The sequence below is a fragment of the Paenarthrobacter sp. C1 genome (genome assembly GCF_049315185.1).
In the GTDB taxonomy this organism is placed as follows: Bacteria; Actinomycetota; Actinomycetes; order Actinomycetales; family Micrococcaceae; genus Arthrobacter; species Arthrobacter nicotinovorans.
In genome coordinates, this window is the sequence record NZ_CP186053.1 from 61,026 (window position 1) to 82,530 (window position 21,505).

General features: G+C 68.0%; 21 protein-coding genes and 33 tRNA genes. 8 read left to right on the top strand and 46 right to left on the bottom strand.

Translation table 11 applies throughout. The annotated features are described in order from the left end of the window. Window positions 1-30 precede the first annotated feature (30 nt). Window positions 31-459, top strand: a complete 429-nt coding sequence (locus ACNAOU_RS22485; protein WP_422758789.1) for a histone-like nucleoid-structuring protein Lsr2 — start codon at window positions 31-33, stop codon at window positions 457-459. 116 nt (window positions 460-575) lie between these two features. On the opposite strand, the gene ACNAOU_RS22490 is transcribed toward ACNAOU_RS22485, so the two are convergent. Next, window positions 576-860, bottom strand: coding sequence for a hypothetical protein (locus tag ACNAOU_RS22490; protein ID WP_422758790.1), 285 nt, complete (start codon window positions 858-860; stop codon window positions 576-578). 83 nt (window positions 861-943) lie between these two features. Further along, a tRNA-Ser gene (locus tag ACNAOU_RS22495) sits at window positions 944-1,038 on the bottom strand. Between the two features lie 111 nt (window positions 1,039-1,149). On the opposite strand from ACNAOU_RS22495, the gene ACNAOU_RS22500 reads away from it, so the two are divergent. After that, complete coding sequence (locus ACNAOU_RS22500) at window positions 1,150-1,476, top strand: hypothetical protein (RefSeq protein ID WP_422758791.1); 327 nt, start codon at window positions 1,150-1,152, stop codon at window positions 1,474-1,476. A 95-nt stretch (window positions 1,477-1,571) separates the two neighbouring features. On the opposite strand, the gene ACNAOU_RS22505 is transcribed toward ACNAOU_RS22500, so the two are convergent. The 11 genes from ACNAOU_RS22505 to ACNAOU_RS22555 form a co-directional block, all read right to left on the bottom strand. Then, window positions 1,572-1,644 (bottom strand) — tRNA-Thr (locus tag ACNAOU_RS22505). Between the two features lie 29 nt (window positions 1,645-1,673). Beyond that, window positions 1,674-1,746: transfer RNA gene (locus ACNAOU_RS22510), tRNA-Thr, on the bottom strand. A gap of 32 nt (window positions 1,747-1,778) precedes the next feature. Then, window positions 1,779-1,864, bottom strand: a tRNA-His gene (locus tag ACNAOU_RS22515). A 2-nt stretch (window positions 1,865-1,866) separates the two neighbouring features. After that, window positions 1,867-1,939, bottom strand: a tRNA-Arg gene (locus tag ACNAOU_RS22520). A 75-nt stretch (window positions 1,940-2,014) separates the two neighbouring features. Further along, window positions 2,015-2,091, bottom strand: a tRNA-Arg gene (locus ACNAOU_RS22525). 69 nt (window positions 2,092-2,160) lie between these two features. Beyond that, window positions 2,161-2,234, bottom strand: a tRNA-Arg gene (locus ACNAOU_RS22530). 317 nt (window positions 2,235-2,551) lie between these two features. Then, complete coding sequence (locus ACNAOU_RS22535) at window positions 2,552-3,139, bottom strand: hypothetical protein (protein WP_422758792.1); 588 nt, start codon at window positions 3,137-3,139, stop codon at window positions 2,552-2,554. Window positions 3,140-3,264: 125 nt separating this feature from the next. After that, window positions 3,265-3,338: transfer RNA gene (locus ACNAOU_RS22540), tRNA-Arg, on the bottom strand. A 38-nt stretch (window positions 3,339-3,376) separates the two neighbouring features. Beyond that, window positions 3,377-3,451, bottom strand: a tRNA-Cys gene (locus ACNAOU_RS22545). A gap of 47 nt (window positions 3,452-3,498) precedes the next feature. Further along, a tRNA-Pro gene (locus ACNAOU_RS22550) sits at window positions 3,499-3,572 on the bottom strand. Window positions 3,573-3,640: 68 nt separating this feature from the next. Continuing rightward, window positions 3,641-3,713 (bottom strand) — tRNA-Ala (locus tag ACNAOU_RS22555). 35 nt (window positions 3,714-3,748) lie between these two features. Between ACNAOU_RS22555 and ACNAOU_RS22560 the strand changes: the two genes are divergently transcribed. Next, on the top strand, window positions 3,749-4,312 hold the full coding sequence (locus ACNAOU_RS22560; protein ID WP_422758793.1) for a hypothetical protein: 564 nt from the start codon (window positions 3,749-3,751) through the stop codon (window positions 4,310-4,312). Window positions 4,313-4,353: 41 nt separating this feature from the next. Here ACNAOU_RS22560 and ACNAOU_RS22565 read toward each other — a convergent pair. The 6 genes from ACNAOU_RS22565 to ACNAOU_RS22590 all read right to left on the bottom strand — a co-directional run bounded on the left by ACNAOU_RS22565 (window position 4,354) and on the right by ACNAOU_RS22590 (window position 5,323). Next, a tRNA-Leu gene (locus tag ACNAOU_RS22565) sits at window positions 4,354-4,441 on the bottom strand. A gap of 27 nt (window positions 4,442-4,468) precedes the next feature. Further along, window positions 4,469-4,771, bottom strand: a complete 303-nt coding sequence (locus tag ACNAOU_RS22570) for a hypothetical protein (RefSeq protein WP_422758794.1) — start codon at window positions 4,769-4,771, stop codon at window positions 4,469-4,471. A 45-nt stretch (window positions 4,772-4,816) separates the two neighbouring features. Then, window positions 4,817-4,892 (bottom strand) — tRNA-Asn (locus tag ACNAOU_RS22575). A gap of 155 nt (window positions 4,893-5,047) precedes the next feature. Next, window positions 5,048-5,121, bottom strand: a tRNA-Pro gene (locus ACNAOU_RS22580). A gap of 26 nt (window positions 5,122-5,147) precedes the next feature. Continuing rightward, window positions 5,148-5,224, bottom strand: a tRNA-Val gene (locus ACNAOU_RS22585). Window positions 5,225-5,246: 22 nt separating this feature from the next. Beyond that, window positions 5,247-5,323: transfer RNA gene (locus ACNAOU_RS22590), tRNA-Val, on the bottom strand. An 82-nt stretch (window positions 5,324-5,405) separates the two neighbouring features. Here ACNAOU_RS22590 and ACNAOU_RS22595 point away from each other — a divergent pair. Together ACNAOU_RS22595 and ACNAOU_RS22600 are read left to right on the top strand one after the other, a co-directional pair. After that, a complete protein-coding gene (locus ACNAOU_RS22595; protein ID WP_422758795.1) occupies window positions 5,406-5,591 on the top strand; it encodes a hypothetical protein in 186 nt (61 codons plus the stop codon). A gap of 109 nt (window positions 5,592-5,700) precedes the next feature. Continuing rightward, complete coding sequence (locus tag ACNAOU_RS22600) at window positions 5,701-6,714, top strand: hypothetical protein (RefSeq protein ID WP_422758796.1); 1,014 nt, start codon at window positions 5,701-5,703, stop codon at window positions 6,712-6,714. Between the two features lie 53 nt (window positions 6,715-6,767). Here ACNAOU_RS22600 and ACNAOU_RS22605 read toward each other — a convergent pair. The 3 genes from ACNAOU_RS22605 to ACNAOU_RS22615 all read right to left on the bottom strand — a co-directional run bounded on the left by ACNAOU_RS22605 (window position 6,768) and on the right by ACNAOU_RS22615 (window position 7,683). Continuing rightward, window positions 6,768-6,844 (bottom strand) — tRNA-Ile (locus tag ACNAOU_RS22605). A gap of 120 nt (window positions 6,845-6,964) precedes the next feature. Continuing rightward, window positions 6,965-7,037: transfer RNA gene (locus tag ACNAOU_RS22610), tRNA-Pro, on the bottom strand. Window positions 7,038-7,050: 13 nt separating this feature from the next. Beyond that, complete coding sequence (locus ACNAOU_RS22615) at window positions 7,051-7,683, bottom strand: hypothetical protein (protein WP_422758797.1); 633 nt, start codon at window positions 7,681-7,683, stop codon at window positions 7,051-7,053. Window positions 7,684-7,717: 34 nt separating this feature from the next. Here ACNAOU_RS22615 and ACNAOU_RS22620 point away from each other — a divergent pair, with 34 nt between their 5' ends. Beyond that, window positions 7,718-8,335, top strand: coding sequence for a hypothetical protein (locus tag ACNAOU_RS22620; RefSeq protein ID WP_422758798.1), 618 nt, complete (start codon window positions 7,718-7,720; stop codon window positions 8,333-8,335). 16 nt (window positions 8,336-8,351) lie between these two features. Here the strand turns inward: ACNAOU_RS22620 and ACNAOU_RS22625 are convergent. From ACNAOU_RS22625 to ACNAOU_RS22740, 24 genes are all read right to left on the bottom strand, one after another. Beyond that, window positions 8,352-8,428: transfer RNA gene (locus ACNAOU_RS22625), tRNA-Arg, on the bottom strand. 9 nt (window positions 8,429-8,437) lie between these two features. After that, window positions 8,438-8,525 (bottom strand) — tRNA-Leu (locus ACNAOU_RS22630). A 283-nt stretch (window positions 8,526-8,808) separates the two neighbouring features. Beyond that, window positions 8,809-8,883: transfer RNA gene (locus ACNAOU_RS22635), tRNA-Gly, on the bottom strand. Window positions 8,884-8,935: 52 nt separating this feature from the next. Then, window positions 8,936-9,628, bottom strand: a complete 693-nt coding sequence (locus tag ACNAOU_RS22640; protein ID WP_422758799.1) for a hypothetical protein — start codon at window positions 9,626-9,628, stop codon at window positions 8,936-8,938. 67 nt (window positions 9,629-9,695) lie between these two features. After that, the gene (locus ACNAOU_RS22645) at window positions 9,696-10,241 is read right to left on the bottom strand and encodes a hypothetical protein (RefSeq protein ID WP_422758800.1); all 546 of its coding nucleotides are present in this window, start codon (window positions 10,239-10,241) and stop codon (window positions 9,696-9,698) included. A 271-nt stretch (window positions 10,242-10,512) separates the two neighbouring features. Further along, window positions 10,513-10,588: transfer RNA gene (locus tag ACNAOU_RS22650), tRNA-Ala, on the bottom strand. Window positions 10,589-11,084: 496 nt separating this feature from the next. Then, window positions 11,085-11,167: transfer RNA gene (locus ACNAOU_RS22655), tRNA-Leu, on the bottom strand. A gap of 22 nt (window positions 11,168-11,189) precedes the next feature. Next, window positions 11,190-11,265 (bottom strand) — tRNA-Gly (locus tag ACNAOU_RS22660). 103 nt (window positions 11,266-11,368) lie between these two features. Next, a tRNA-Thr gene (locus ACNAOU_RS22665) sits at window positions 11,369-11,444 on the bottom strand. A 156-nt stretch (window positions 11,445-11,600) separates the two neighbouring features. Beyond that, a tRNA-Ala gene (locus ACNAOU_RS22670) sits at window positions 11,601-11,673 on the bottom strand. A 95-nt stretch (window positions 11,674-11,768) separates the two neighbouring features. Continuing rightward, the gene (locus tag ACNAOU_RS22675) at window positions 11,769-12,068 is read right to left on the bottom strand and encodes a hypothetical protein (RefSeq protein WP_422758801.1); all 300 of its coding nucleotides are present in this window, start codon (window positions 12,066-12,068) and stop codon (window positions 11,769-11,771) included. Continuing rightward, the gene (locus ACNAOU_RS22680) at window positions 12,065-12,469 is read right to left on the bottom strand and encodes a hypothetical protein (protein ID WP_422758802.1); all 405 of its coding nucleotides are present in this window, start codon (window positions 12,467-12,469) and stop codon (window positions 12,065-12,067) included. Before ACNAOU_RS22680 ends, ACNAOU_RS22675 begins: the two co-directional genes overlap by 4 nt. Continuing rightward, window positions 12,466-12,876, bottom strand: coding sequence for a hypothetical protein (locus ACNAOU_RS22685; RefSeq protein ID WP_422758803.1), 411 nt, complete (start codon window positions 12,874-12,876; stop codon window positions 12,466-12,468). Before ACNAOU_RS22685 ends, ACNAOU_RS22680 begins: the two co-directional genes overlap by 4 nt. Continuing rightward, window positions 12,873-13,148 carry a hypothetical protein gene (locus ACNAOU_RS22690; protein ID WP_422758804.1) on the bottom strand — a complete coding sequence of 92 codons (276 nt, stop codon included), beginning with the start codon at window positions 13,146-13,148 and terminating at the stop codon, window positions 12,873-12,875. The genes ACNAOU_RS22685 and ACNAOU_RS22690 overlap by 4 nt, the downstream gene beginning before the upstream one ends. 129 nt (window positions 13,149-13,277) lie before the next feature. Beyond that, window positions 13,278-13,508 (bottom strand): hypothetical protein, encoded by a 231-nt coding sequence (locus ACNAOU_RS22695; protein WP_422758805.1) that lies wholly within the window; start codon window positions 13,506-13,508, stop codon window positions 13,278-13,280. A gap of 58 nt (window positions 13,509-13,566) precedes the next feature. Further along, window positions 13,567-13,643, bottom strand: a tRNA-Asp gene (locus tag ACNAOU_RS22700). A 97-nt stretch (window positions 13,644-13,740) separates the two neighbouring features. Beyond that, window positions 13,741-13,813, bottom strand: a tRNA-Glu gene (locus tag ACNAOU_RS22705). A 160-nt stretch (window positions 13,814-13,973) separates the two neighbouring features. After that, the gene (locus tag ACNAOU_RS22710; protein WP_422758806.1) at window positions 13,974-14,444 is read right to left on the bottom strand and encodes an HNH endonuclease; all 471 of its coding nucleotides are present in this window, start codon (window positions 14,442-14,444) and stop codon (window positions 13,974-13,976) included. A gap of 77 nt (window positions 14,445-14,521) precedes the next feature. Continuing rightward, window positions 14,522-14,598: transfer RNA gene (locus ACNAOU_RS22715), tRNA-Asp, on the bottom strand. Between the two features lie 20 nt (window positions 14,599-14,618). Next, window positions 14,619-14,709 (bottom strand) — tRNA-Ser (locus ACNAOU_RS22720). Window positions 14,710-14,733: 24 nt separating this feature from the next. After that, window positions 14,734-14,806: transfer RNA gene (locus ACNAOU_RS22725), tRNA-Lys, on the bottom strand. A 139-nt stretch (window positions 14,807-14,945) separates the two neighbouring features. Then, window positions 14,946-15,024: transfer RNA gene (locus ACNAOU_RS22730), tRNA-Met, on the bottom strand. A gap of 174 nt (window positions 15,025-15,198) precedes the next feature. After that, a tRNA-Tyr gene (locus ACNAOU_RS22735) sits at window positions 15,199-15,281 on the bottom strand. Between the two features lie 344 nt (window positions 15,282-15,625). Then, window positions 15,626-16,867, bottom strand: a complete 1,242-nt coding sequence (locus tag ACNAOU_RS22740) for an IS256 family transposase (RefSeq protein WP_422758807.1) — start codon at window positions 16,865-16,867, stop codon at window positions 15,626-15,628. Between the two features lie 199 nt (window positions 16,868-17,066). Here ACNAOU_RS22740 and ACNAOU_RS22745 point away from each other — a divergent pair, with 199 nt between their 5' ends. Together ACNAOU_RS22745 and ACNAOU_RS22750 are read left to right on the top strand one after the other, a co-directional pair. Then, window positions 17,067-18,923, top strand: a complete 1,857-nt coding sequence (locus ACNAOU_RS22745) for a site-specific DNA-methyltransferase (RefSeq protein ID WP_422758808.1) — start codon at window positions 17,067-17,069, stop codon at window positions 18,921-18,923. Beyond that, window positions 18,924-21,485, top strand: coding sequence for a DEAD/DEAH box helicase (locus ACNAOU_RS22750; protein ID WP_422758809.1), 2,562 nt, complete (start codon window positions 18,924-18,926; stop codon window positions 21,483-21,485). It begins immediately after the preceding gene. Window positions 21,486-21,505 lie beyond the last annotated feature (20 nt).

A 21,505-nucleotide genomic window follows, 5' to 3' on the forward strand; every position in this document is an offset into this window, starting at 1 on the left:
TCGAATGTTGTCGAACGACGACATCCCGAATTGTCGCCGAACTACGACACCATCCATCCCGTCGCACCATCCACCGGCACCTCCACCACCGCACCAAGCACCTCACCAGCAAAGGAACGCACCATGGCGCAGAAGGTCAACATCGTCCTCGTGGACGACCTGGACGGCACCGAGGCGACCGAGACGGTCACCTTCGGCCTCGACGGCTCCACCTACGAAATCGACCTGAACGACGGCAACGCCTCGTCCCTGCGTGAGGCGCTCGCCGGGTACGTCGGCCACGCCCGCAAGGTCGCCGGCGGCGGTCGACGTGGCGGCCGGAAGAGCTCGGGCGGCTCGTCGTCCTCGAAGTCGAACTCGAAGGACGTCCGCGAGTGGGCCAAGGGCCAGGGCATGGACGTCTCCGAGCGCGGCCGCATCCCGGCCGAGGTGCAGCAGGCGTACGACGCCGCCCACTGACCGGCGCGACTTCAGCGCGCACCGCAGCACGCCGAGCGCCCCGCCCCCGAAGATGGGGGCGGGGCGCTTGAGCGTTCGGGGACTCGACAGTGGACAGCAGGTCACCCCGCGGGGTGTCAGCGGGTGCGCGCTCCGCGTCCGCGGGTACGTCCCTTCCCGCCGCGCTGACGCGGCCGGCCGGCGCCGCGGGCCTGGGCGCCGAGGCGCCGCAGCGTGGCGGCGAGGCGGATCTTGTCGGCCGTGGTGAGGTCGGGCCGGTCGTGACCGAGCAGCACGACGCGGTCGGCGGTCGGCATGGTCGCCCAGAGCTGGTCGAACTTGTCGGCCGCGGGCGTGGATGCCGTGCCGGCCTGGCTGGTTGCGACGGCCTGTGCGGGCGTGCGGGTGAGGGTGGTGCTCATCGTCGTGCTCCTCTCGAGGTGCTCGAAGGGTGGGTGGATGCTCGGCCCGGATCGGGTGCGAGCGGGGTGCGCCGGAGGCGCAGCGGAAGGGGCGGGGTCGAACCCGCACGCCCCCGGGTGAACGGGGACCCACTGCCTAGCAAGCAGCTGCCGGCGCCATCTATCGGCTTGCCCTCCCAGGGCTGGTGGCCGCTCGAGGGCGGCGATGAGGTCTTGCGGCGGCTCGCGGGACGGCGACGGTGGTCGTGACCTCGGCGCGCCTGCGCCCCAAGACACGAAGGAGCGCACCATGCAGAACGACGTCACGATCCCAGCTCAGCCCCTGCCGACCATGTACATCCTGTGGTCGGAGCGCGGCTCCGAGTACACGATCGACATCGACCGCAAGGTGACCCTCGACGGCGAGCTCGTCGGGCACTACCTCGGCAACGCCGAGACCGGCCTGTTCCTGGCCGTGACCGCAGACGCCGACCGGCGCGCCGCGGAGATCCCGGTCGTGGGCAAGAGCATCCAGATGCTGCGCGCCGACGGGACCACCTACACCTCGTCTCGCGTCGAGACGCTCTTCACCCAGGACGAGCTGTTCCCCAGCGACCTGTTCGCCATCTCGGCCTGAGCCTCAACCAGCCTTCACAGCGGCCCCGACCTTCCCGGTCGGGGCCGCTGCCGGTGCCCTGGGTGGGCCTCTCGAGAGCGAGCTGGTGGTGAGAGAGCCGGCGGCGGGACTCGAACCCGCAGCCAACCGCTTACAAGGCGGGTGCACGAGCCGTTGTGCTTCGCCGGCGAGCGCCGGCCGGCGGCCGGGAGTACTAGAGCCTCGAGCCGGGGTCGAACCGGCGACATCGTTCTTACGAGGAACGCGCTCTGCCTGCTGAGCTACCGAGGCGGGGACGGCGCGCACGGGTGCGGCGCCGAATGTGGGGTGGCCGACGGGACTCGAACCCGCATGCCCGTGAAGGCGCCAGGGACACAACCTGGAGAGCCGCCAGTTGCTCAACGGCCACAGCACCCCGTCCAGGATTCGAACCTGGGACCTCTTCATCCGTAGTGAAGCGCTCTATCCGCTGAGCTAACGGGGCAGGTGCTGCCCGGACTGGGTCCGGCGCCGGCGCACGAGTGTGCGGCCGGGCGTCGCGTGCAACGTCGCGACGACGTGGCGCCCCCTCCTGGACTCGAACCAGGGTCCTCGGCCTCCGCAAGGCCGCGCGCTATCCATCTGTGCCAAGGGGGCAGGGTGCTGCTCGAGCTCGGAGAGCTCGTTGCCGGCCGGCGGCCGGTGTCGCGCACAGCCGCGACGAGGGAGCCCCGGCGAGAATCGAACTCGCGACCTTCCGGGCCGGATCCGGACGCTCTCTCCACTGAGCTACGGGGGCGTCGACGAACACCAGCTCGTCGGGGGCGGTGCTGGTTCGGTGAACTGCGGCATCGGGCTGAACAGGCACGGTGGCGCTGCACGCGGATGCGGTGCACGCGTTGTCGTCGACAACGCCTACAGTCCGCAGCTGCCACACCGGTCCCGTCTCGCGGCCCGGGACCTGCAACAGGAAGACGCCATCATGACTCGCTCCCGGAACACGCTCGGCTCAACCATCGCCATGACCGCACTGCTCGCGTTGACGGCGTGCGGAGGAGGCGCGGACCAGGAAGCGTCATCTCAGCCGAACCAGAACCCCACGTCGGCGAGCACCAGCTCATCCGCCAGCGAGAGCCCGGAGTCTCCGACGCCAACCGGCGGCTTCTGCGCGCGGGACGTCGAGTCGCTCCGCGGGCCGGGCGTGCAGGAGTTCGGTCAGGACGCCGTCGACGACGCGTACTGCGAGGTCGGTGACCTGCTGCTCGCCAACTCGTTCGTCCCGGACCTCATCCGTGCCCCGAACGCCGGGGACCTGACGGCGAAGGACTTCGCTGGCCCCCGCTCGTTCATGGCCCCGGACGCCCAGAAGGACTGGGACGCCGCGGTGAAGCGCGTCACATCGGGGAACAGCCGGTCCGGTGACGTCGGCGCCATCTGGTCGCTGATGTACTACTCCCTCTACAACGACGCCTTCACGTACTTCCCGGAGAGCAGCGACGAGCCCGAGGTGATGAACTTCGCGGTCTCGCCGGCACGCGCCGAGGTCGACAAGGGTGCCGACGGGAACCGTCTGCAGCTGAAGCTCACCGTCACCGCCGACATGAACTGGGTCACCAAGAAGGACAAGACGCCCTACCTGGTGCCGATCAAGAACGAGGTCACCCTCTGGCTGGTACCGACCGACGCTCCGGTCGAGGATGACCACACCTGGCTCATCGACGGGTACAAGGGCCTGACGACCTCGGCGAGGCCAAGCTTCGCGCCTGAGACCCACGCCGTCACCCGGGTCCTCTACCCGGGTCCGCTGAAGCAGGAAGCGTGCGAGACGGGCGCCGCCACCAGGACTCGAACCTGGAACCTGACCGGTAGGAGCGGTCCGCGCTGTCCAGTTGCGCCATGGCGGCAGGGGCCCGGCGGCCGGTGACGGCGCCGGGGTGATGCTTGGAAGTCCCGACCGGATTCGAACCGGTGTATGCACGATCTGCAGTCGTGCGCCTCGCCTCTCGGCCACGGGACCAGGGTGGTGTTGGTCGTGCGGGTGGTGCAAGGTCCGTGCGGACCCGGTCGGAACGACAGGATTTGAACCTGCGACCCCTCGGCCCCCAGCCGAGTGCGCTACCAAGCTGCGCCACGCTCCGATGCACGTCGCCGTCGCCGGCGCTCACGCCCAGCTGGCGTGCCTCTCGCTCGTGCGGCAAGAGGAGGGTGGAGGAGACGAGATTCGAACTCGCGGCCTTCCGCGTGCGAGGCGGACGCGCTACCGGGCTGCGCTACTCCCCAGATGGGCTGCCCGGATGTCCGGACAGATGTCGTGATGCCGAGTCATACTCCCGGCGTGCGTTGGTCCCTCGTCTCCGTCCTGCTCGTCCCCGCGGCCCTGGCCGGCTGCGGCGGCGATGACGCCGTCAGCTACCCCGCCGCGGTCCAGCACCTCGTCGACGGCGTCACCGAGGCGGGTCTGTGCGACGCCGTCGCCGCGGGTCCCGAGCCGGAAGCGGTGCAGGCGTACGACGCGACCTGGTCGTGCGACGGGACGGCCGGGAGCCTGCGCATCTCGCAGTACTCCAGCCCGGCGGCCGCGGCTACGTGGGTGGCGCAGAGCCAGGTCATCGACATGTGCGGGTGGATGTCCGCGATGATGGCCGACGACCTGCCGCGGTACGGGGAGCTGCTGTACGAGGACTCCTCGGTCTACGGGCTCCTCGAGGACCTCGAGCAGCTGCAGGCGACAGCCGGCGGCGAGGTGTACTCGCGCACCGAGAGCTTCCCGCAGGCGGCGGACCAGGCGCAGCTCGTGACCCAGCGTCCGTGCGGCGGCGTCGAGGTGGACCCGCGGGCGTGGGAGCACTACCGCGGCGTCGCTGAGAGCCGCGCGTAGACGCCGGCGCTGGGACGCTGGCAGGCTCGGCCGTCGAGTGGTGGTGCGCGCGGTGGGACTCGAACCCACACGCCCCGAAGGACCGCCGGGTTTGAGCCGGCGCGGTCTGCCAATTCCACGCACGCGCGCAAGAAGGTGACGCTGACCGGTGGTCGGTCAGCTGCGGAGGGAGTGCGGTGACCGGGGCGGGGCGTCTGGGCCGTCCGGCCAGTACCGCTCGCCTTCCGGGAGCCGTACGTCGGTCTCCGCGGTGTGCTCGACGACCCGGTCGGCTGGGAAGTCGCTGATGAAGGTCGAGCCGGGCTCCCGGTGCCACTGCACCTGCGCCTTCCAGCTCTGATCGTGCAGCTGCATCCACTGGCGCAGCTCGCCCATGTACCAGCGCCCGCCTTGCTCGACGAGCACCGAGGGGCGTTCGGCGATGGGCGGCGTCACGACCTTCAGGTACTCGCCAGCCACCCCCTCAGTGTGCCATCGGTGACGTCGTCAACGTCCGCGACAGCGTGGCTCCCCGACCTGGACTCGAACCAGGAACCTGCCGATTAACAGTCGGCTGCTCTGCCAATTGAGCTACCGGGGATCGTTGCTCCCGTAGGGTCGGCCCGGGTGGGGACGACTGGACGCGGGAGCGGCGTCCTGTGGGCCTGGCAGGGGTCGAGTCTGCGACCTCCGGTGCTTCACGCCGGCGCTCTTACCATCTGAGCTACAAGCCCTCGGGGTGGAACGTGAACACGGTCGGGGCGACAGGATTTGAACCTGCGGCCTCCTCGTCCCGAACGAGGCGCGCTACCAAGCTGCGCCACGCCCCGACGATGCTCACGTTCCGGGGTACTGCTGGTCGGCCCGGAGGGATTTGAACCCCGACATCCCGCGCGTGAAACGGGCGCTCTAGCCAGGCTGAGCTACAGGCCGGTGTGCTCCCGCCTGGGCGGGGTGGTCGGCGTGGAGGGACTCGAACCCCCAACCTTCTCCGCGTCATGGAGCTGCGCCGCCAGGTTGCGCCACACGCCGGTGTCAGAGCCCCGCACGTAGTAGGTGAGGGGCGCCGCGATGGGTGCCCTCCGGCGGGCCGTGGCCCGAGATGGAGGACGAGATGAGGATGAAGCGTGCCCTCGAGGAGGACCGGTTCGGCGACGACGAGCTGCGAGAGCTGCTCGTCGCGGTGCTGTCAAAGCTGCGAGGTGTGCCGGCCGACGACGTCGACCTGCAGCGCGACGTGACCGCCGCGGTGGCGGCCAGAGCCGCTCGAGAGCGGGGTGACGCAGGCCACGCACCCTAGTCAATTCTGACTATTGAGGGGGATCCGGCCGGTCCGATACCAGGACCATGCGTTCAACCTCAGCTCCCCCTCCCCCGTCCGTTCCGCCCTCCGCGCCGTCATCGGCGTCGTGTTCCTCGCCGTACTCGGCGGCACGCTCCTGCAGCCCCCGGCGGCCAACGCGCACCCGGGCGGTCACGGCCCGTACGACTGGACCGGCGTCGACTGCCTGCAGCTCCCGGACCACCTGATCCGGTTCTGCCAGGACGCGCAGGCCGGCAGCCACGACGGGGGCGACGACTGGGACCAGGACTGGGATCAGGAGGGCAGCGAGGACGAGGTCACTGAGCCGGTCGAGCCGGAGCCGGTGACGACGAGCTCCATCAAGGGCAACTCGCGCACCTTCACGATCGCGTCGGTCAACATCAACCGCTACATGCGGGCGTCGAACATCATCCGCGACCGCTCGGCCATCATGCGCCGCTCGCAGATCGACATCATCGGCTGGCAGGAGGCCGACCGGAACCGCGACTGGTTCAACGGCGTCGACGGTTGGCGGACGGTCAAGCAGGCCGGCTCCGCGGGCGTCCCGATCTCGTTCCGCCAGTCGACCTTCGAGCTCGTCGGCTCTCGAGTCGAGCGCCTGAACAGCGCTCGTGCGGGCCACCGGAAGGGCTACCACTGGACCGCTCGTGCCGCGCACGTCGTGCAGCTGCGGCACCGCGCGACCGGGAAGCTCGTCACGGTCATCAACGCCCACATCGTCCCCGGCATCGAGGACCACGCGCGCCCGGGCACTCCGGCGAACAACGCCAACGCGAAGGTCGCCCGCCGCGCCATCCGGAAGGTCGCCAAGCTGTACCGCACTGCTGAGGGCACCGCCGTCGGCACTGGCGACTTCAACTGGAACTACGCCGCCGACGTTCGGGTTCAGCACCCGAAGTACGTGCAGCGCATCGGCCAGTACGCCACCTCGTCGTACGAGGCACTCGGCCTCGGCAGTGTCGCTCCGACGCACGGCAACCGCTACATCGACTACGTGTGGCTGGGCCGCCAGAGCGCAGCTGCCTTCGTGAAGCACAAGAGCCTCGGCGGGTACCGCAGCGACCACCGGCCGCTCCTCGCGGCCATCGAGCTGCGCTGACGCCCGCTGTCCCAGACCGGCCTCTCCTCACCCGAGGAGGGGTGGTCTGGCGTTGGTAGGGATGCGCGGAGTTGAACCGCGGGCCTCTTCTTTATCAGAGAAGCGCTCTAACCACCTGAGCTACACCCCTTCGTGATGCCGGCCTGACCTGGCCGGCGACACCACCCGTGCAGGGCGGTGGAGAGCTGCGGTGGGCTTCCCCACCCCGGCGATCACCCGGGGTTGCCGTCGTTGCTGACGGCACCGCTCGTCCGCGCACTCGGACTCGAACCGAGGGTCTTCCGCGCCCAAAGCGGATGGGATGGCCGCTTCCCTATGCGCGGGCTGTGTCCGCTGCTAGCCCGGGTTCTTCTTCCGGGCGTACGTGGGAGTCTGGGTATGGCAGTTGGGGCAAAGGAAGCAGAGGTTCTCTCGCAAGCAGTTGGCTGCGTCTCCGTCCTTGTGCTCTACCTGCAGCGTCAAGGGGCGGCCTTGCCACACGGGTCCTGTGCCGCACTCGGCGCACTCGTGCGGCTCTCCGGACTCGAGGAGTGCGCGCTTCAGCTGGCTGGTCGCGGTCCTGGGCGAACCCGCGGGCTTGCGGACGAGGATGTCCGCAGGAGTCTTCCGGTTCCAGCTCACGCCATCTACCGGCCCCCGCTGCGACCCCACAAAGTGGCTGTTGTCCAGACCCATCCGCTGGATGCGTTTGGAGACGTGAGCGTGGCTTCCTCCCCGTGGCGTCATCCCAAGGCGACGGAGGACCTCCGACACGGTCAGGGATGCTGCCACAGCCTCCTTGAGCTGTTCATCTGAGTAGCTCCGCACCGGCTTGAAGTGCTCTGTCGAGAGCTCCAAGCGGGTGATGTGGCGTTTCAGGGACTTCGTCTCTTTGCCGCGCAAGCCGAGGTTACGCAGAACCCCTGAGTAAGACGTCGCCGACCGAACTGCCTCACGTAGCTGGTCGTCGGACCACGTCAGAACTCCCATGCGCGTGACTGTGGTCGGTCGCCCTGGGAGGGCAGTGCCCCTGCCCGCGCGGGTTGCCGGGCGGGTCCCGATCGGGACCGTCAGCTCTCCCATCCGGACCAGACGGAAGAGCACCAGCATGCAGTTCGACGAGTACATGGAGGCCGCGGCCTCGACGGCCATCTACCCCCACGCCGACACCGGCTCCGCAGCCGCTCTGGCGTACGTCAGCCTCGGCCTCGGCGGCGAGTGCTCGGAGGTCGTCGAGAAGGCGCTGGCCGGCGACACCGACGGGATGGCCAAGGAGCTCGGCGACGTCGCCTGGTACCTCGCTCGCTTCCACTCCGAGCTCGGACTGGTGTGGCCGATGTACTCCGAGGACCTCGAACAGCTCGGCGGGTACAACGACGTCGTGTCCGCGGTCTGCGGTCAGGTCGTCGTGGCCGGCCGGGTCCAGGAGGTCATCAAGAAGCTCATGCGCGACGACGCCGGGACCATGTCGTCCGAGCGGCGTGCGCTGCTCGTCGACCGGCTCACCGCCCTCGTGGGTGCCTGGCTGAAGGTCCACGCGGCGTACGGACTGGACCCGCACGACACGGTCGCGGCGAACGCTGTGAAGCTCGCGAGCCGCAAGGACCGCGGCGTGCTGCAGGGCTCCGGCGACAACCGCTGACCCGCCGCCTCTAGGGTGGCGCCCCGGCCGGGACTCGAACCCGGAACCCGCCGATTAGAAGTCGGCCGCGCTGTCCGGTTGCGCCACCGGGGCCAGGAGATGTGGTGCCCACCGAGGGAGTCGAACCCTCACGCGCCGAAGCGCACACGGCCCTCAACCGTGCCTGTCTACCTGGTTCCAGCAGGCGGGCGGGGTGCGGGGCGTCGGGGTGGGCCTAGGACCCGACGGCTCCCGCGCCGGCCCCGTTGATGGCGGGGCCGGAAGATCATCGACGAGGGCGTGCACGAGCTTCCGTGCCGACGGCACCGCGAGTCGAACGGGTGCTCCCTTGGGGCTGGCTGGCCTTCCAAGTCGGGAGGACAACCACTTCCCGCCGGTCTTCAGCTTGCGACGCCCTCGTCGCGCTCGAGGCGTCCCGCTGGCACGGGCTCTCCTCGAGGTGCTGCCCACTGCCAGCGGGGCACGCACTAGAGAGCGGACGGCGGGGCTCGAACCCGCAAACCTTCTCGTTGGCAACGAGACGCTCTGCCAGCTTGAGCTACGTCCGCATGAGGCCGGCCGAGCACACAACGGTGCGCGGGCGGCTCGTTCTAGGCCCGCTCAGTGGCGGGCGATGGGGTCCGGGGCTACCCGGACGGAGGTGCTGAGCTGCGCTGCCTCGACGGCGTCGAGCTGGCGGGTCTGCTGGTGCACGCAGAAGCTGGCGCCGGCGATGCAGACGGCCAGCAGCGCGAACTGCAGCGTGTCGACGACCATGCCGCCGGGCAGGTTCAGGAACTGGCTGACGACGAAGGCGAGGAACGCGGCGGGGATCCACCGCGGCGTCGCGTCTGCCCGCCACAGCCCGACGGCGAGAAGGAGGAGCCCGGCGAACAGGCCGGCGCTCCAGGTGAGCAGCAGGACGTTCAGGACCAGGTCGGCGCTGATGACGTCGAGCACGTAGGTGTTGCTCCGGTCGGCGTTCACGAGCGCTCGCACGAACGCGAGCATCATGGCCTGGCCGCCCATGCCGACCGAGCCGACGATGTAGGCGATGGCGGTGTTCCAGGCGATGAACCCGCTGGCGTCGCGCAGCAGGAAGCCGATGGCGCGCACGCCGAAGCACATGCCGATCGCGGAGGCGAAGAGCAGGAAGATGGACACCACCCACCGGCTGTCGTGCTGGGACGCGACGAGGGCCGCGGTCCCGAGGGGGACGTCCGTGGGGACGGGCGAGAGGGCGAAGCCGAGAACTGCTGCGAGTCCGCCGAACGTCCAAGCTGCTGCCGAGGCCGAGATCCAAGTAGTCCGCATAGGCTCTTTACTTTAGAGCTCGGACTGTCCAACCGCCTCTTCCTCACACCCCTCGGGGCGGAGTGCTTCAGCTGACGCGGACGACGGCCGGGCCTCCAGCGACCGGGACGGGCCGCATGGTCGCGGCGCCGAGCTCGACGAGCACCTGGTGCGCCAGCTGCGCGGCCGGCGGGGCGAGGAACAGGCTGGTGAGGGCGTACGGCTTGCGGGCCCACCCGCCGGGCACCTGGTGCTCGGAGCGGAGCTTGAGCAGCTTCGTCGCGTTCCAGCCGGGCAGCGGCTTCGCGCCGGACGGGGCGACCTGCTCGAGGGTGTCCCACGCGCCGAGCCACAGGCGCATGTGGAGGTCGAGGGCGGCTGCGACGACCGCGTGGTGCTCGTCGATGACGAGGAAGCGGTGGTGGGCCCGGTAGGCGTACGGCTGGCGCGGGATGCGGGTGACGCCGGCGTGCACGGCGGCCACCTCGAGCGCGAGCTCGGCGGCGGCCGGGTCGGTCATCTTGTTCGCGCACAGGCGGGCGGCGGTGGTCCAGTCGCCGGCGACGACGTCGGCGAGGGTGTCCAGGGCGGGCGCGAGCAGCCGGGCGCCGGGGTGGGTGATGGTGACGGTCACGGTGAGCCTCCTTGTGGGAGGTCCTGTGCCGGAGGTCACGGCCCACGAGCCCTGCCCCGGCGCGGAGGGCGGTGAGGGGGTGGCCCGGGAAGCAGTCAGAGGAGCTCGCCAGCCGGCGAACTCCTCTGCTTCCGACCAACTGGCCGGCTCCCCGTCCGGGCGTCCCGCTTGCGCAGTGCCTGGTCCGGGTGACGGTTCCCGCGTTGGCAGTCCCGTCTGGCTGGAGCCCCCGGGAGGGGCTCCGCTACTCCTTCGCCACGTGGGCGACGAGTGGTGGAGAAGAGGGGACTCGAACCCCTGACCTCACGCATGCCATGCGCGCGCTCTACCAGCTGAGCTACATCCCCAGGCTCCGGACCCTTCCAGGTGCCAACCTGGAGCTCCGGCGTGGGCACGTCTCCCGATCTAGTCGGTGGGTGTGCCGTTCCTCTAGCTGTCCCTCCCCCACACGGGGCTCATCCGGGACCAGACCCTCCCTGGGCGACGGTCCGGAAGGCCTTCCGGGGTCCGTCTCAGTCAGTCGGGAGCAACTGTTGGCTGCGAGCCCACTACCGGGTGGCTACCCGGGTGCCTCAGTGCCTGACGGTGGAGGCCTTCCCCAGCCTAAGACTGGCGGCCTCTTCGCGTCGTGAGTGAGAAGGTGCTGGGTGCCGGCGAGGTGTCAAGCATCCTCGTCGGCGTTCGGCGCCTCGTTCGGTTCGCGTTGCCAGGACCCCGTCTACGACGGGAGCTTCCCGGGTTCCACTTCCCCGGGCTCGGCGGAGCTCGGGACTGGACAGATGGTGCCTGTCGTTCTCGCCTCGGCAATGCCGCACGATGTCGACGGGAACCCTCTGCCCGGCGTGCCCCCTGAGAGAGTCGAACTCCCACGTCCCGAAGGACACCGGCACCTGAGGCCGGCGCGTCTGCCATTCCGCCAAGGGGGCGCGGGGCAGGGCCTTTCGGCCTTGGAGCGGATGACGAGATTCGAACTCGCGACATCGACTTTGGAAGAGTCGCGCTCTGCCAACTGAGCTACATCCGCACAGCTAGTCCCCTACCCGCTTTCGTTGAACGCAGCTTCACGCTCGGGGACCGCCTTTCGGCGTGAGCAACACGGCCCGGCCGGAGCCGGGGGTGCGCGGGCTTGGAGCCACCACTCGGGATCGAACCGAGGACCTCACCCTTACCATGGGTGCGCTCTACCAACTGAGCTACGGCGGCCTGGGTCGGAGCGCGGGTGACTAGCCCCCTCCGGCTAACGCGACACGAACCCCAATTGGAGCCCGCGCCGGGTCAGGCGCCCCGTCCCCCAGGAGTCACCCGGGAGGGGAGCTGCCGGCGCCGGTCACCGCGTGTTGCGGGCCGGACACCGTCTTGTGGAGCCTGGGGGACTCGAACCCCCAGCCTTCTCCTTGCAAAGGAGTTGCGCTACCAATTGCGCCAAGGCCCCAGGTGTGGCCGCGCGGAGCGGCCGGGTGCTGCTGAACGGATGGTGCCGGGTGCGGCCGCAGCCGCAATGGTCACCGCGGAAGACAGCAGGGCCTGTCACCGCACGACGGTGAGGTGACGCTGCGCGGGTAGCGCAGCCGCCCGCCGGCGGGCGGCGAGCCGGTAGTCCACCCCCTCGACGGCCCCGAGCGCGAGGACCACGCCGGCTGCGGCAGCCCAGGCCAGCGCGGCAGTCCAGGCCAGGCCGACCAGCTCGAGGTGGATGAGTTGCCAGACCATCCGCCCGAAGCTGCCGAGCAGCAGGGCCAGGGCCAGCGCGCAGAGCACGTTCTCGGCGGCCTGATGCCAGGCGGGGCGGACTCCGGTGTCGGCGTGGGTGAGCTTGGTCGGGTTCACCGCGCTACCTCTGAGGACGGGATCTCGGACTCGTCGACGACGCACGTGAGGACTGGGTCCTCGGCGTTCTCCTCGAGGTCGTTGCCGGCGAGCCGGCAGGTCTGCTCGACGCCGTCGATGGTCCACGTCTCGTACGTGTTGCCGGGGTAGCCATGCGGCTCGACGTCGACGTCGTACTTGGCCTCGACCGCTTCGTAGACCGCGGCGACGTCGGCCTTCTGCTCGGCGTACCGCGCGGCGCGCTCTTCCTGGAAGGCCCGAAGGTCGCCGTAGGTGACGCCGACCATGACCGCGAGGGTCACAGCCAGCCCGAGGAGCGCGACGATGACGTTCTTGACGTGCGCACCGTAGATGGCCACCGCGGCCGGCGGCAGTGCCGCGAGCATCCACCAGCCGCTCACCAGGACTCCGCTCCGTTCGTGGAGGGGCCGTCGGTCTCGGGGTCGGCCCAGTCGAGCCACTGAAGCCCGACGAGGGTCACGACGGCGCCGATGACGACGAACGGGGTGAGGGCGACGGCCTCCAGCAGCTGCAGGTCGCCGAGGAGCGTGAGCATCCGGGCCAGGAAGGTGGCCTCGATGAGCAGGCCCAGTGCACAGACGACAATGGCGGCCGCGCGGTGAGCGCGGCGCACCGGCTGCGGCCCGGCTGCGGCCTCCTCGGGGGTGTGCAGAACGGGTACGAACTCGGCGTGCCGGTCGGTGTGGTGGCTTCCGTGCTCGCGGCACTCGGAGCACCAGCGGCCGGCGCTTCGGTCCTCTAGCGCGGCCCGCGCGTCGACGACCTGGTCGGGCGTCGTGGGCGTCATCGGGAGACCTCGACGCGGACCGGGCGGTTGTCGCGGTCGCGGTCCATGAGGGTCTCGCGGCGCAGCTGCATCGCGATCGCGGCCGCGCAGCCGAGGAACATCAGCCACACGCCTGTCGTGTAGACGCCCGGGCTGTAGTCGCCGGTAGCGAGCTGGAACGTCTCGTTGACGGCGATCAGCATGCCGATGATGGCGACGATGCCGCCGGCGACGGCCAGGCGGGTCACGATGCGGAGGCTGTTCATGCCGGGCACCGTGCGCGCCTCCGTCATGCACGCAGTCACCTCCAAGCGGCTGCGCAGCAGTGGCTCCCCCGACCAGATTCGAACTGGCGCCACCGGATTGAAAATCCGGGGTCCTGGGCCGCTAGACGACGGGGGCAGGAACGTGGGCGGCCGGCGTCAGGAGCCGGCGCGCAGGACGGTGCGTTCGCTGCCGTCGGCTGCGCGCAGACGCAGCGTGGTGCGGGTCGCGTCGGCCTCGAGGACGTCGTACGTCTCGTTGGCGATGGTGACCCGGGTGCCGGCGGCGAAGTGGTCGCACCGGTAGGGGCTGCCGATGAGGGCGCGGTCGCGGATGGCGAGCTCCTCCTCGCGGGTCAGCTTGATGCTGGAGCTGCTGATCTTCGCCACGGCTGGCCTCCTTCGTTGTTCGCTCTCCGACGTAAGCCGGCAGCTGGGTGGGTGGTGATGGCGACCCTGACCGGGCTCGAACCGGCGACCTCCGCCGTGACAGGGCGGCGCGCTAACCAACTGCGCTACAGGGCCATCGTGCAGTCACGGTGCACCCCGCGGTGGGGTGCGCAGTGCCTGCCTGCTGGTGACGACGCCGGCCGGCCGGTGTAGCCGTCGGCGTCGTTCTGGGTACCCCCGACCGGATTCGAACCGGCGCTACCGGCTTGAGAAGCCGGGGTCCTGGGCCGCTAGACGACGGGGGCAGGAATGACGCCTGGACACCGGATGCCTCCGGCGCCGTTGAACCTCGACGTGCAGCGCGGGGTACCAAGTCGCCCGGCATGTCGAGGTAGGGCCCGCAGCGTCAGGACGGGCCCGTCATCTGCACCGCCTATCGAGCGGCTGACGACTCATCGTTGGTGGTCACCGCTCGGCGCGGGCCAGGGCCCGGAGCTCAGCGATGGTGGGGACATACGGCCAGGCGTACTTGAGGACCATGCCGGCCTCCTGGGGAGTCCGGTCGGCCTTGTCGAAGTTGCACGTCTCGCAGGCGGCCACGCAGTTGGTGTACGACCAGTTGCCGCCGCGGGAGCGCGGGACGATGTGGTCGATGGTGGTGGCCTTGGCGCCGCAGTAGGCGCACCGGTGCCGGTCGCGGATGAAGACGCCGCCGCGGTGCCAGGCGGCCGGCCGGTCGAGCCAGGTCTCCATGACCTTGCGGAGCAGACGCATGACCTTGGGCCACGGGTGCGGTCCGATGGGTGCGCGGCTGGTGTCGGCGACCACGACCTCGGCGACGCCGCGGAAGAGCATGCGGACGGCCTGCGGGAACGGGATGTGCCCGAACGGCTCGTTGGTGGCGTTGAGGAGCGCGACGGCTCCGGGGTTGGTCATCTCAGCGGCCCTCCTTCCGGGCACTCGAGGTGGTGACGGACAAGGTGGTGCGGATGGTGCTGAGAACCGGGTGGTTCTGGCGCGCCCGACCGGACTTGAACCGGCGGCCTTCCGGCTGACAACCGGGTGCTCTACCTAGCTGAGCTACGAGCGCAAGCGGCACCCGAAGGCGCCTGGCGGAGGAGGCGAGGGTCGAACTCGCACGCCCTTTCGGACATACCGTTTTCGAGACGGGTGCCATCGCCGGCTATTGGCTGGCTCCTCCAAGAAGTGCGACGAGCGCACTGCGTACCCCTCCCCGGACTCGAACCGGGAACCTTGCGATTAAGAGTCGCCTGCTCTGCCAATTGAGCTAGAGGGGCTTGCGGGAAAGAAAGATTGGTAGCGAGGCCTGGATTCGAACCAGGACCGTCGGGCTTATGAGACCCAAGGCGTCGCCGGACACTCGCTTCAAGCAGGCCGTCGGAACGGCCAGGAACACCGGTGCAGGACCGGGAAGAGTGGTGGCGGAGGCCAGATTTGAACTGGCGATCTCGGGCTTATGAGGCCCGCGAGGACGGCCTAGCTCCTCTACTCCGCTACGAAGAATGGCCTCGCGAGTCTGCCCGGAAAGGGCGTCTCAGCGTCAGCCAAGATGGTGCCGCGCAGGAGGCGCAGCTGAGCTCCCCGCCAAGGATTCGAACCTCGACTAACCAGTCCAGAGCTGGTCGTGCTGCCGGTTACACCAACGGGGATCAGGCCCTTTCGGGCCGGGTGCGTCGTGCAGGATTCGAACCTACGAAGGCCGAAGCCGACTGCTTTACAGGCAGTTGAGATTGTCCACTACTCGAACGACGCGTGAGGGAAGTGAGCTTCCTGGTGGCCCGACGGCCGGACGCCCCGGCGCCTTGGCTGGTTCGGCCCTGGTCCGTACTGCCTTCTGCCGCTCGTGCGGCCCAGGGACGGCGCGGAGGCTCGTATGGGCTCGAGGGACGGCTACATGGAGGAGACGTCCCGGACCGGCCGGACCGGTACGTCTACCGACGACTGTCGCATTGGACTCGCAGGCTGTTTCCCGACGTCGTCGGGCCACCACGAGGCTCACTTCATCTACCTACCTGACCTGGGCCGGGCCGCTGGCTCGCTGCGGTCAAGTCCGATGGGGTGGTGTACGAGGTTGATCCCTCGGTTGGGCGTGTCGGTTAGGCCGTGAGGGCCTGAAGCTCGGCGGTCACCTCCTCGGCGACGCCGGTGTCGACGGCCTGTGCGCGGGCGAGGACGTCGAGTCCGAGGTAGCGGCGGCCTTCGGCCCACTCGTCGTGCTGCTCGGCCAGGACCGCGCCGACGAGCCGGATGATCGAGGGGCGGTCGGGGAAGATCCCGACCACGTCGGTACGGCGACGGATCTCCCGGTTGAGCCGCTCGTTGGGGTTGTTCGACCAGATCTGGCGCCAGATCTCCTTCGGGAACGCGGTGAACGCTAGGATGTCCGCGCGGGCCTCTTCGAGGTGCTCAGCCACGTTGGGGAGCTTCTCGGCCAGGGCGTCGACGACACGGTCGAACTGGGCGTGCACGGCCTCGGCGTCGGGCTGGTCGTAGATCGAGTGCAACAACGCCTTGACCCAGCCCCAGGACGACTTCGGGGTCTGGCTCATGAGGTTCGCTGCGTAGTGGGTGCGGCACCGCTGCCACGCGGCACCCGGCAGCGTGGCGCCGATCGCGGACACGAGGCCGGCGTGGGCGTCGCTGGTGACGAGCTTGACGCCGGTCAGGCCGCGGGCGGTCAGGTCGCGGAAGAACGCGAGCCAGCCGGCCCCGTCTTCGCTCGAAGTGACCTGGACGCCGAGGATCTCGCGGTGCCCGTCGGCGTTGACGCCGGTCGCGACCAGCACGTGCACCGGCACCACTCGTCCGCCTTCGCGGACCTTGAGTACGAGGGCGTCGGCGGCGACGAACGTGAACGGCCCGGCGTCCTCGAGCCTGCGGGTGCGGAACTGCTCGACGTGCTCATCAAGTTCCTTGGCCATCACCGAGACCTGCGACTTCGACAAGCCGGTGATCCCGAGGGTCTGCACCAACTTGTCCATCCGCCGGGTGGAGACGCCGAGCAGGTAGCAGGTCGCCACCACCGACGTCAGTGCACGCTCGGCCCGCTTGCGGCGCTCCAGGAGCCAGTCCGGGTAGAGGCTGCCGGTGCGGAGCTTGGGGACCGCGACGTCGAGGGTGCCGACACGGGTGTCGAGGTCGCGGTGGCGGTAGCCGTTGCGGGAGTTGACCCGCTCCGGGGTCCGTTCGCCGTAGCCGGCGCCGCACACCGCGTCGGCCTGCGCGGAGAGCAGGGCGTTGACGAACGTGGTGAGCAGGTCCCGCATCAGATCCGGGCTCGCCTGGGACAGCTGCTCGGTCAGGAACTCGGCAGGGTCGATACTGGGCACAGCGGTCATCAAGGTGTCCTTCTTCGAGGTTGGTTGTGAGAGATCACTCGAAGGATCCACCTGGTGGCCGCGCCTACGTTGGAGGCACGCGCTCACTCAGGTCCGTCGTACACCACTCTGCTGGACTCCACTGGTCTTGCCCCCGAGAGGTTCAACGGGGCGTGGCGACCAGCGCCTATGGCAAGTTGTCGCGATCACCGGTGGTTCGGTGGAACTCGTCCTCGCCGACAGCTCGGAGGCCGAATCCTCCACAGCACAGCTCGATGACCTCGTTCTCGTTGCAGAGTTCCGGGACCGGATCTACCCAGGCCTGCGCCAGGACGGCACTGTCGAACGAGGCGGCGACAAGCCCTTCCACACCGTGATCAATGGGGAGAACTTCCATGTTCTCGAGCAACTGACGTTCACGCACGAGCACGCCATCGATGCGATCTACATCGACCCGCCCTACAACACCGGCGCTCGCGACTGGAAGTACAACAATGACTACGTCGAAGGAGACGATCTCTACCGACACTCCAAGTGGCTCGCTTTCATGGAGCGCCGGCTGAAGCTCGCCAAGCGCCTCCTCAAACCCGACGCCTCAGTTCTCATCGTGACCATCGATGAAAAGGAGTACCTGCGGCTCGGCCTGCTACTGGAACAGACGTTCGCAGAGGCGAACATCCAGATGGTAAGCATCGCGACCAATCCGGCCGCCGTCGCCAGGAACCGAGCATTCGGGCGCTCCGACGAGTTCGCATACTTCGTCAAGCTCGGCGACGCCGGCCCGAGTCCACTCGCTCTCGGACCAGAATGGGTAACCAGGAAAGGGCGTACCCATCTGGGCGAGATCCGGTGGGACCTGCTTCGTCGCTCTGGGTCCGGGGCGACGCGACGCGATTCGCCAGGCAACTTCTATCCAATCTTCATCAGCGCCGATGGCAGCCGCTTTACGGGTGTGGGAACTTCCCTTCCACTTGATGCCAGCCCGGACAGCGTTCCGGTGCCTGAAGGTCAGGTCGCGGTCTTCCCATGGCGGAAGAACGGGAGTGAAGGCCGATGGATGCTAGGACCACAGCGAGCCGCCGAAGCCATCGCCGATGGTGCCCTGAGAATCGGCAAGTTTGCAGCCGGTAGAACGCCGATCTACTACCTCGCATCAGGGGAACGCTCCAAGATTGCCAACGGAACCTACCAGGTGATCGGACGGCGTGAAGACGGCTCGATGATCACCTCAACTATCGACGGTGACGAGCGGAGCACCCTCCCGGGAACACAGTGGAACCTAGATGCGCACGATGCAACGCAGTATGGATCACGGTTGCTCAACAACATCCTTGTCGACCGGAAGTTCCCCTTCCCCAAGTCCTTGTACGCTGTCGAAGACGCGCTGCGCTTCTTCATCAAGGACAAACCATCGGCCGTTGTCCTCGACTTCTTCTCCGGATCAGGCACAACAGCCCATGCCGTGATGCGCCTGAACAGGCAAGACGGAGGCCGCCGCGTATCCATCTCCGTGACGAACAATGAGGTTGGCGCGGAAGAACAGGCACAACTCCGCAAGGCGGGCCTTCGCCCCGGAGACCCTGAGTGGGAGAAGTGGGGCATCTGCGACTACATCACCAAACCCCGCCTACGTGCGGCGATCACCGGACAGACTCCTGACGGCAGCCCAATCAAAGGTGATTACAAGTTCACCGACGAGTTCCCAATGGCCGAGGGCTTCAAGGAGAACGCAGCCTTCTTCACCCTGACATACGAGTCCCCTTGGCGGGTGAGCACAGACCGTGCCTTCGCAGCTATCGCACCGATGCTCTGGCTGCGAGCAGGTGCAGAGGGCGAGCTGATCGGGAAGCTCTCGGACGGATGGGCTGTGGCCGACAACTACGGAATCATCAACGATCTCGATCGTTCGGCTGACTTCGCCGCCGCCCTACGGGCGAAGGAGCGCGTGAGGATCGTCTACATCGTCACAGACGACGAGGGCCGCTATCAGCAGGTTGCGAATGAGATCCCGGGGATAGAGACGGTCCGTCTCTATGAGGACTACCTCCGCAACTGCGAAAGCAACGGTGACTTCTAAATGCGCTTCACCCTCAAGGACTATCAGGTCGACGCCGCCGGCGACACTCTGAAGGAACTGGCCGACGCGCGCGAGTTCTATCGCGGAGCCAGTGGGCGCGTATCATCGGTGGCCCTCACCGCAACGACCGGCGCTGGGAAGACGGTCATGGCGGCCGGCGTGATCGAGGCGCTCTTCTGGGGCAGCGAGGAGTTCGATGCCGCCGCTGACCCCGGCGCAGTGGTGCTCTGGTTCAGCGACGACCCATCCTTGAACCAGCAAACCCGCTACCGGCTGGAGCAGGCCTCGGACCGGCTCCGAAATCGCCTCGTGACTGTAGAGCACCCGTTCCGCTACCAGAAGCTCCAGCCCGGCAATGTGTACTTCCTCAACACGTCGAAGCTATCCAAGAACAGCTTGCTCGTACGTGGGCACGATGACCTGGGCATGCTGTCTGATGTGGCATCCACGCCAGACATGGTTCCGTACACTTTCTGGGACACGCTGAAGAACACCATCGAAGACGAGGACATCACCCTCTACATGGTGCTCGACGAAGCCCACCGGGGGATGGGCCGGCGGCCTTCCACGGATACTCCCACGATCGTGAGACGTCTGATCAACGGCCATGGATCCGTCCCTCCGATGCCGATCGTGTGGGGAATCTCTGCCACGGTCAAGAGGTTCGAGGAGGCGATGAGCGCGGCAGGGGTCCAGGACAACCGGATCCGCCTGCGGACGATCACTGTGGATCCCCTCCGCATCCAGGAGTCCGGGCTCCTGAAGGACGACATCGTGCTCGACTTCCCGGCCGAGACCGGTGACTTCAACACTGTCTTGCTCCGGCGGGGTGTGCGCAAGGTGAAGCAACTCTCGGCAGCCTGGGCCGACTACGGCGTAGCCCAAAAGGAGCCCGAGCCCGTCGCTCCGCTCCTGGTGCTGCAGGTACCGAACAAGCCGTCGCCCGCGGAGGTCGCCTCTGCTATTGACGTCATCTTGAGCGAATGGCCCGAGATCGGGCCAAACGCCATCGCGCATGTTTTTGGCGAGCACACCGCCCAATCTTTTGGCCCCCACAGCATCCCGTACATCTCGCCCGAGCGAGTCCAAGACGCGACCTATGTCCGGGTTCTACTGGCCAAAGATGCAATCAGCACAGGGTGGGATTGTCCTCGCGCGGAAGTAATGGTCTCGTACCGCCCGGCGGAGGACGAAACCCACATCACCCAGCTGCTCGGCCGGATGATACGCACACCATTGGCACGCCGGATCGAAGGCAATGACGTCCTGAACAGCGTCGAGTGCATCCTGCCGCGCTTCAATAAGGCCACCGCGAGCCGAGTCCTCGAGGAGATCATGGGCAACGGCCTCAATGAGGCCGGGCCTGAGATCGGACCCCGTATCCTTATTGACCCGGAGCTCATGACTCCTAACGAGCGTGTACCGGCTCTCGTCTGGGAGCTCTTCTCCGCCTTGCCCGCAGAGACTCTTCCTCGTAAACACGCCAATCCCATGAAGCGTCTGACTGCCCTAGCGCATGCACTCGCCGCCGACGGGATTGTCCCGGAGGCAGGTCGAGTGGCACACGAGCGGCTCCACGGTGTGCTCGACGGCCTCGCCGCGCAGTATTCGAAGGAAGTAGCCAGAGCCGAATCAGATGTGGTCACAGTCGAGGGAGGGACAGTTCGTGGCCACGCGCGATATGGGATGCGCGCGGACGAGACTTGGACCGAAGCGGCTGACGAACGGGCTATCCAGGAGGCCTATCGGCACGGTGCGCGTGTGGTGACACCTGATATCGCACGAACCTACATTGACCACCTGGCCGAAGAAGCCGACGACGAAGACGTTCTGCGCGACGCCCACGTGCGCGTAGCCGCACTGTCGATGTTGCCGCAGACGAGACCCGCCCTGGAAGGGACAGCAGACTTACTGGCGGCCGAGTGGCTGACTAAGCATCGGGTGGCGGTCAAGAAGCTGCCCGAGAGCCGGCAGAGCTTGTATGCGGAGATCGCCGCCATGAGCACAGACCCTCAACTCATCCCGATGGCACTTCCCAGGAATCGCCAGGAGGAGACTCGCCGCTCGCTCGGTGAGAAGGTAGAGGTCATCGACCAGCGTCCGCTGCACCTCCTGTCCGACGAGGACGGCATGTTCCCCATCGGCAAACTCAACCCCGACGAAGTCCAAGTGCTCGATACCGAGCTGCAGCGCGGTGATTTGGTGGCCTGGTACCGGAATCCCACAGGCGGGCGGGACTCGATGAGCATCGCCTACCAGGATGCCCACGGTGCATGGCGTTCACTCCGTCCCGACTTCCTGTTCTTCGCCGAAGGGGCTGAGGGAGTTCAGGCAAGCATCGTTGACCCGCATGGCTCATGGCTCCCCGACGCCCTTCCGAAGCTGCGGGGCCTTGCTCGATTTGCCGAGGTCTATGGCGAGGACTTCCACCGCATCGAAGCAATCTCCCGAATTGACGGAGAGCTAAGAGTGTTGGACCTTACCCTCCCCGAGGTGCGGACGAAGGTGCTGGGAGCAGTTGATGCAGACTCCGCATACCGGGACGTTTCACTGGCGTACTGATCGGGTTGCTGAAGTCACCA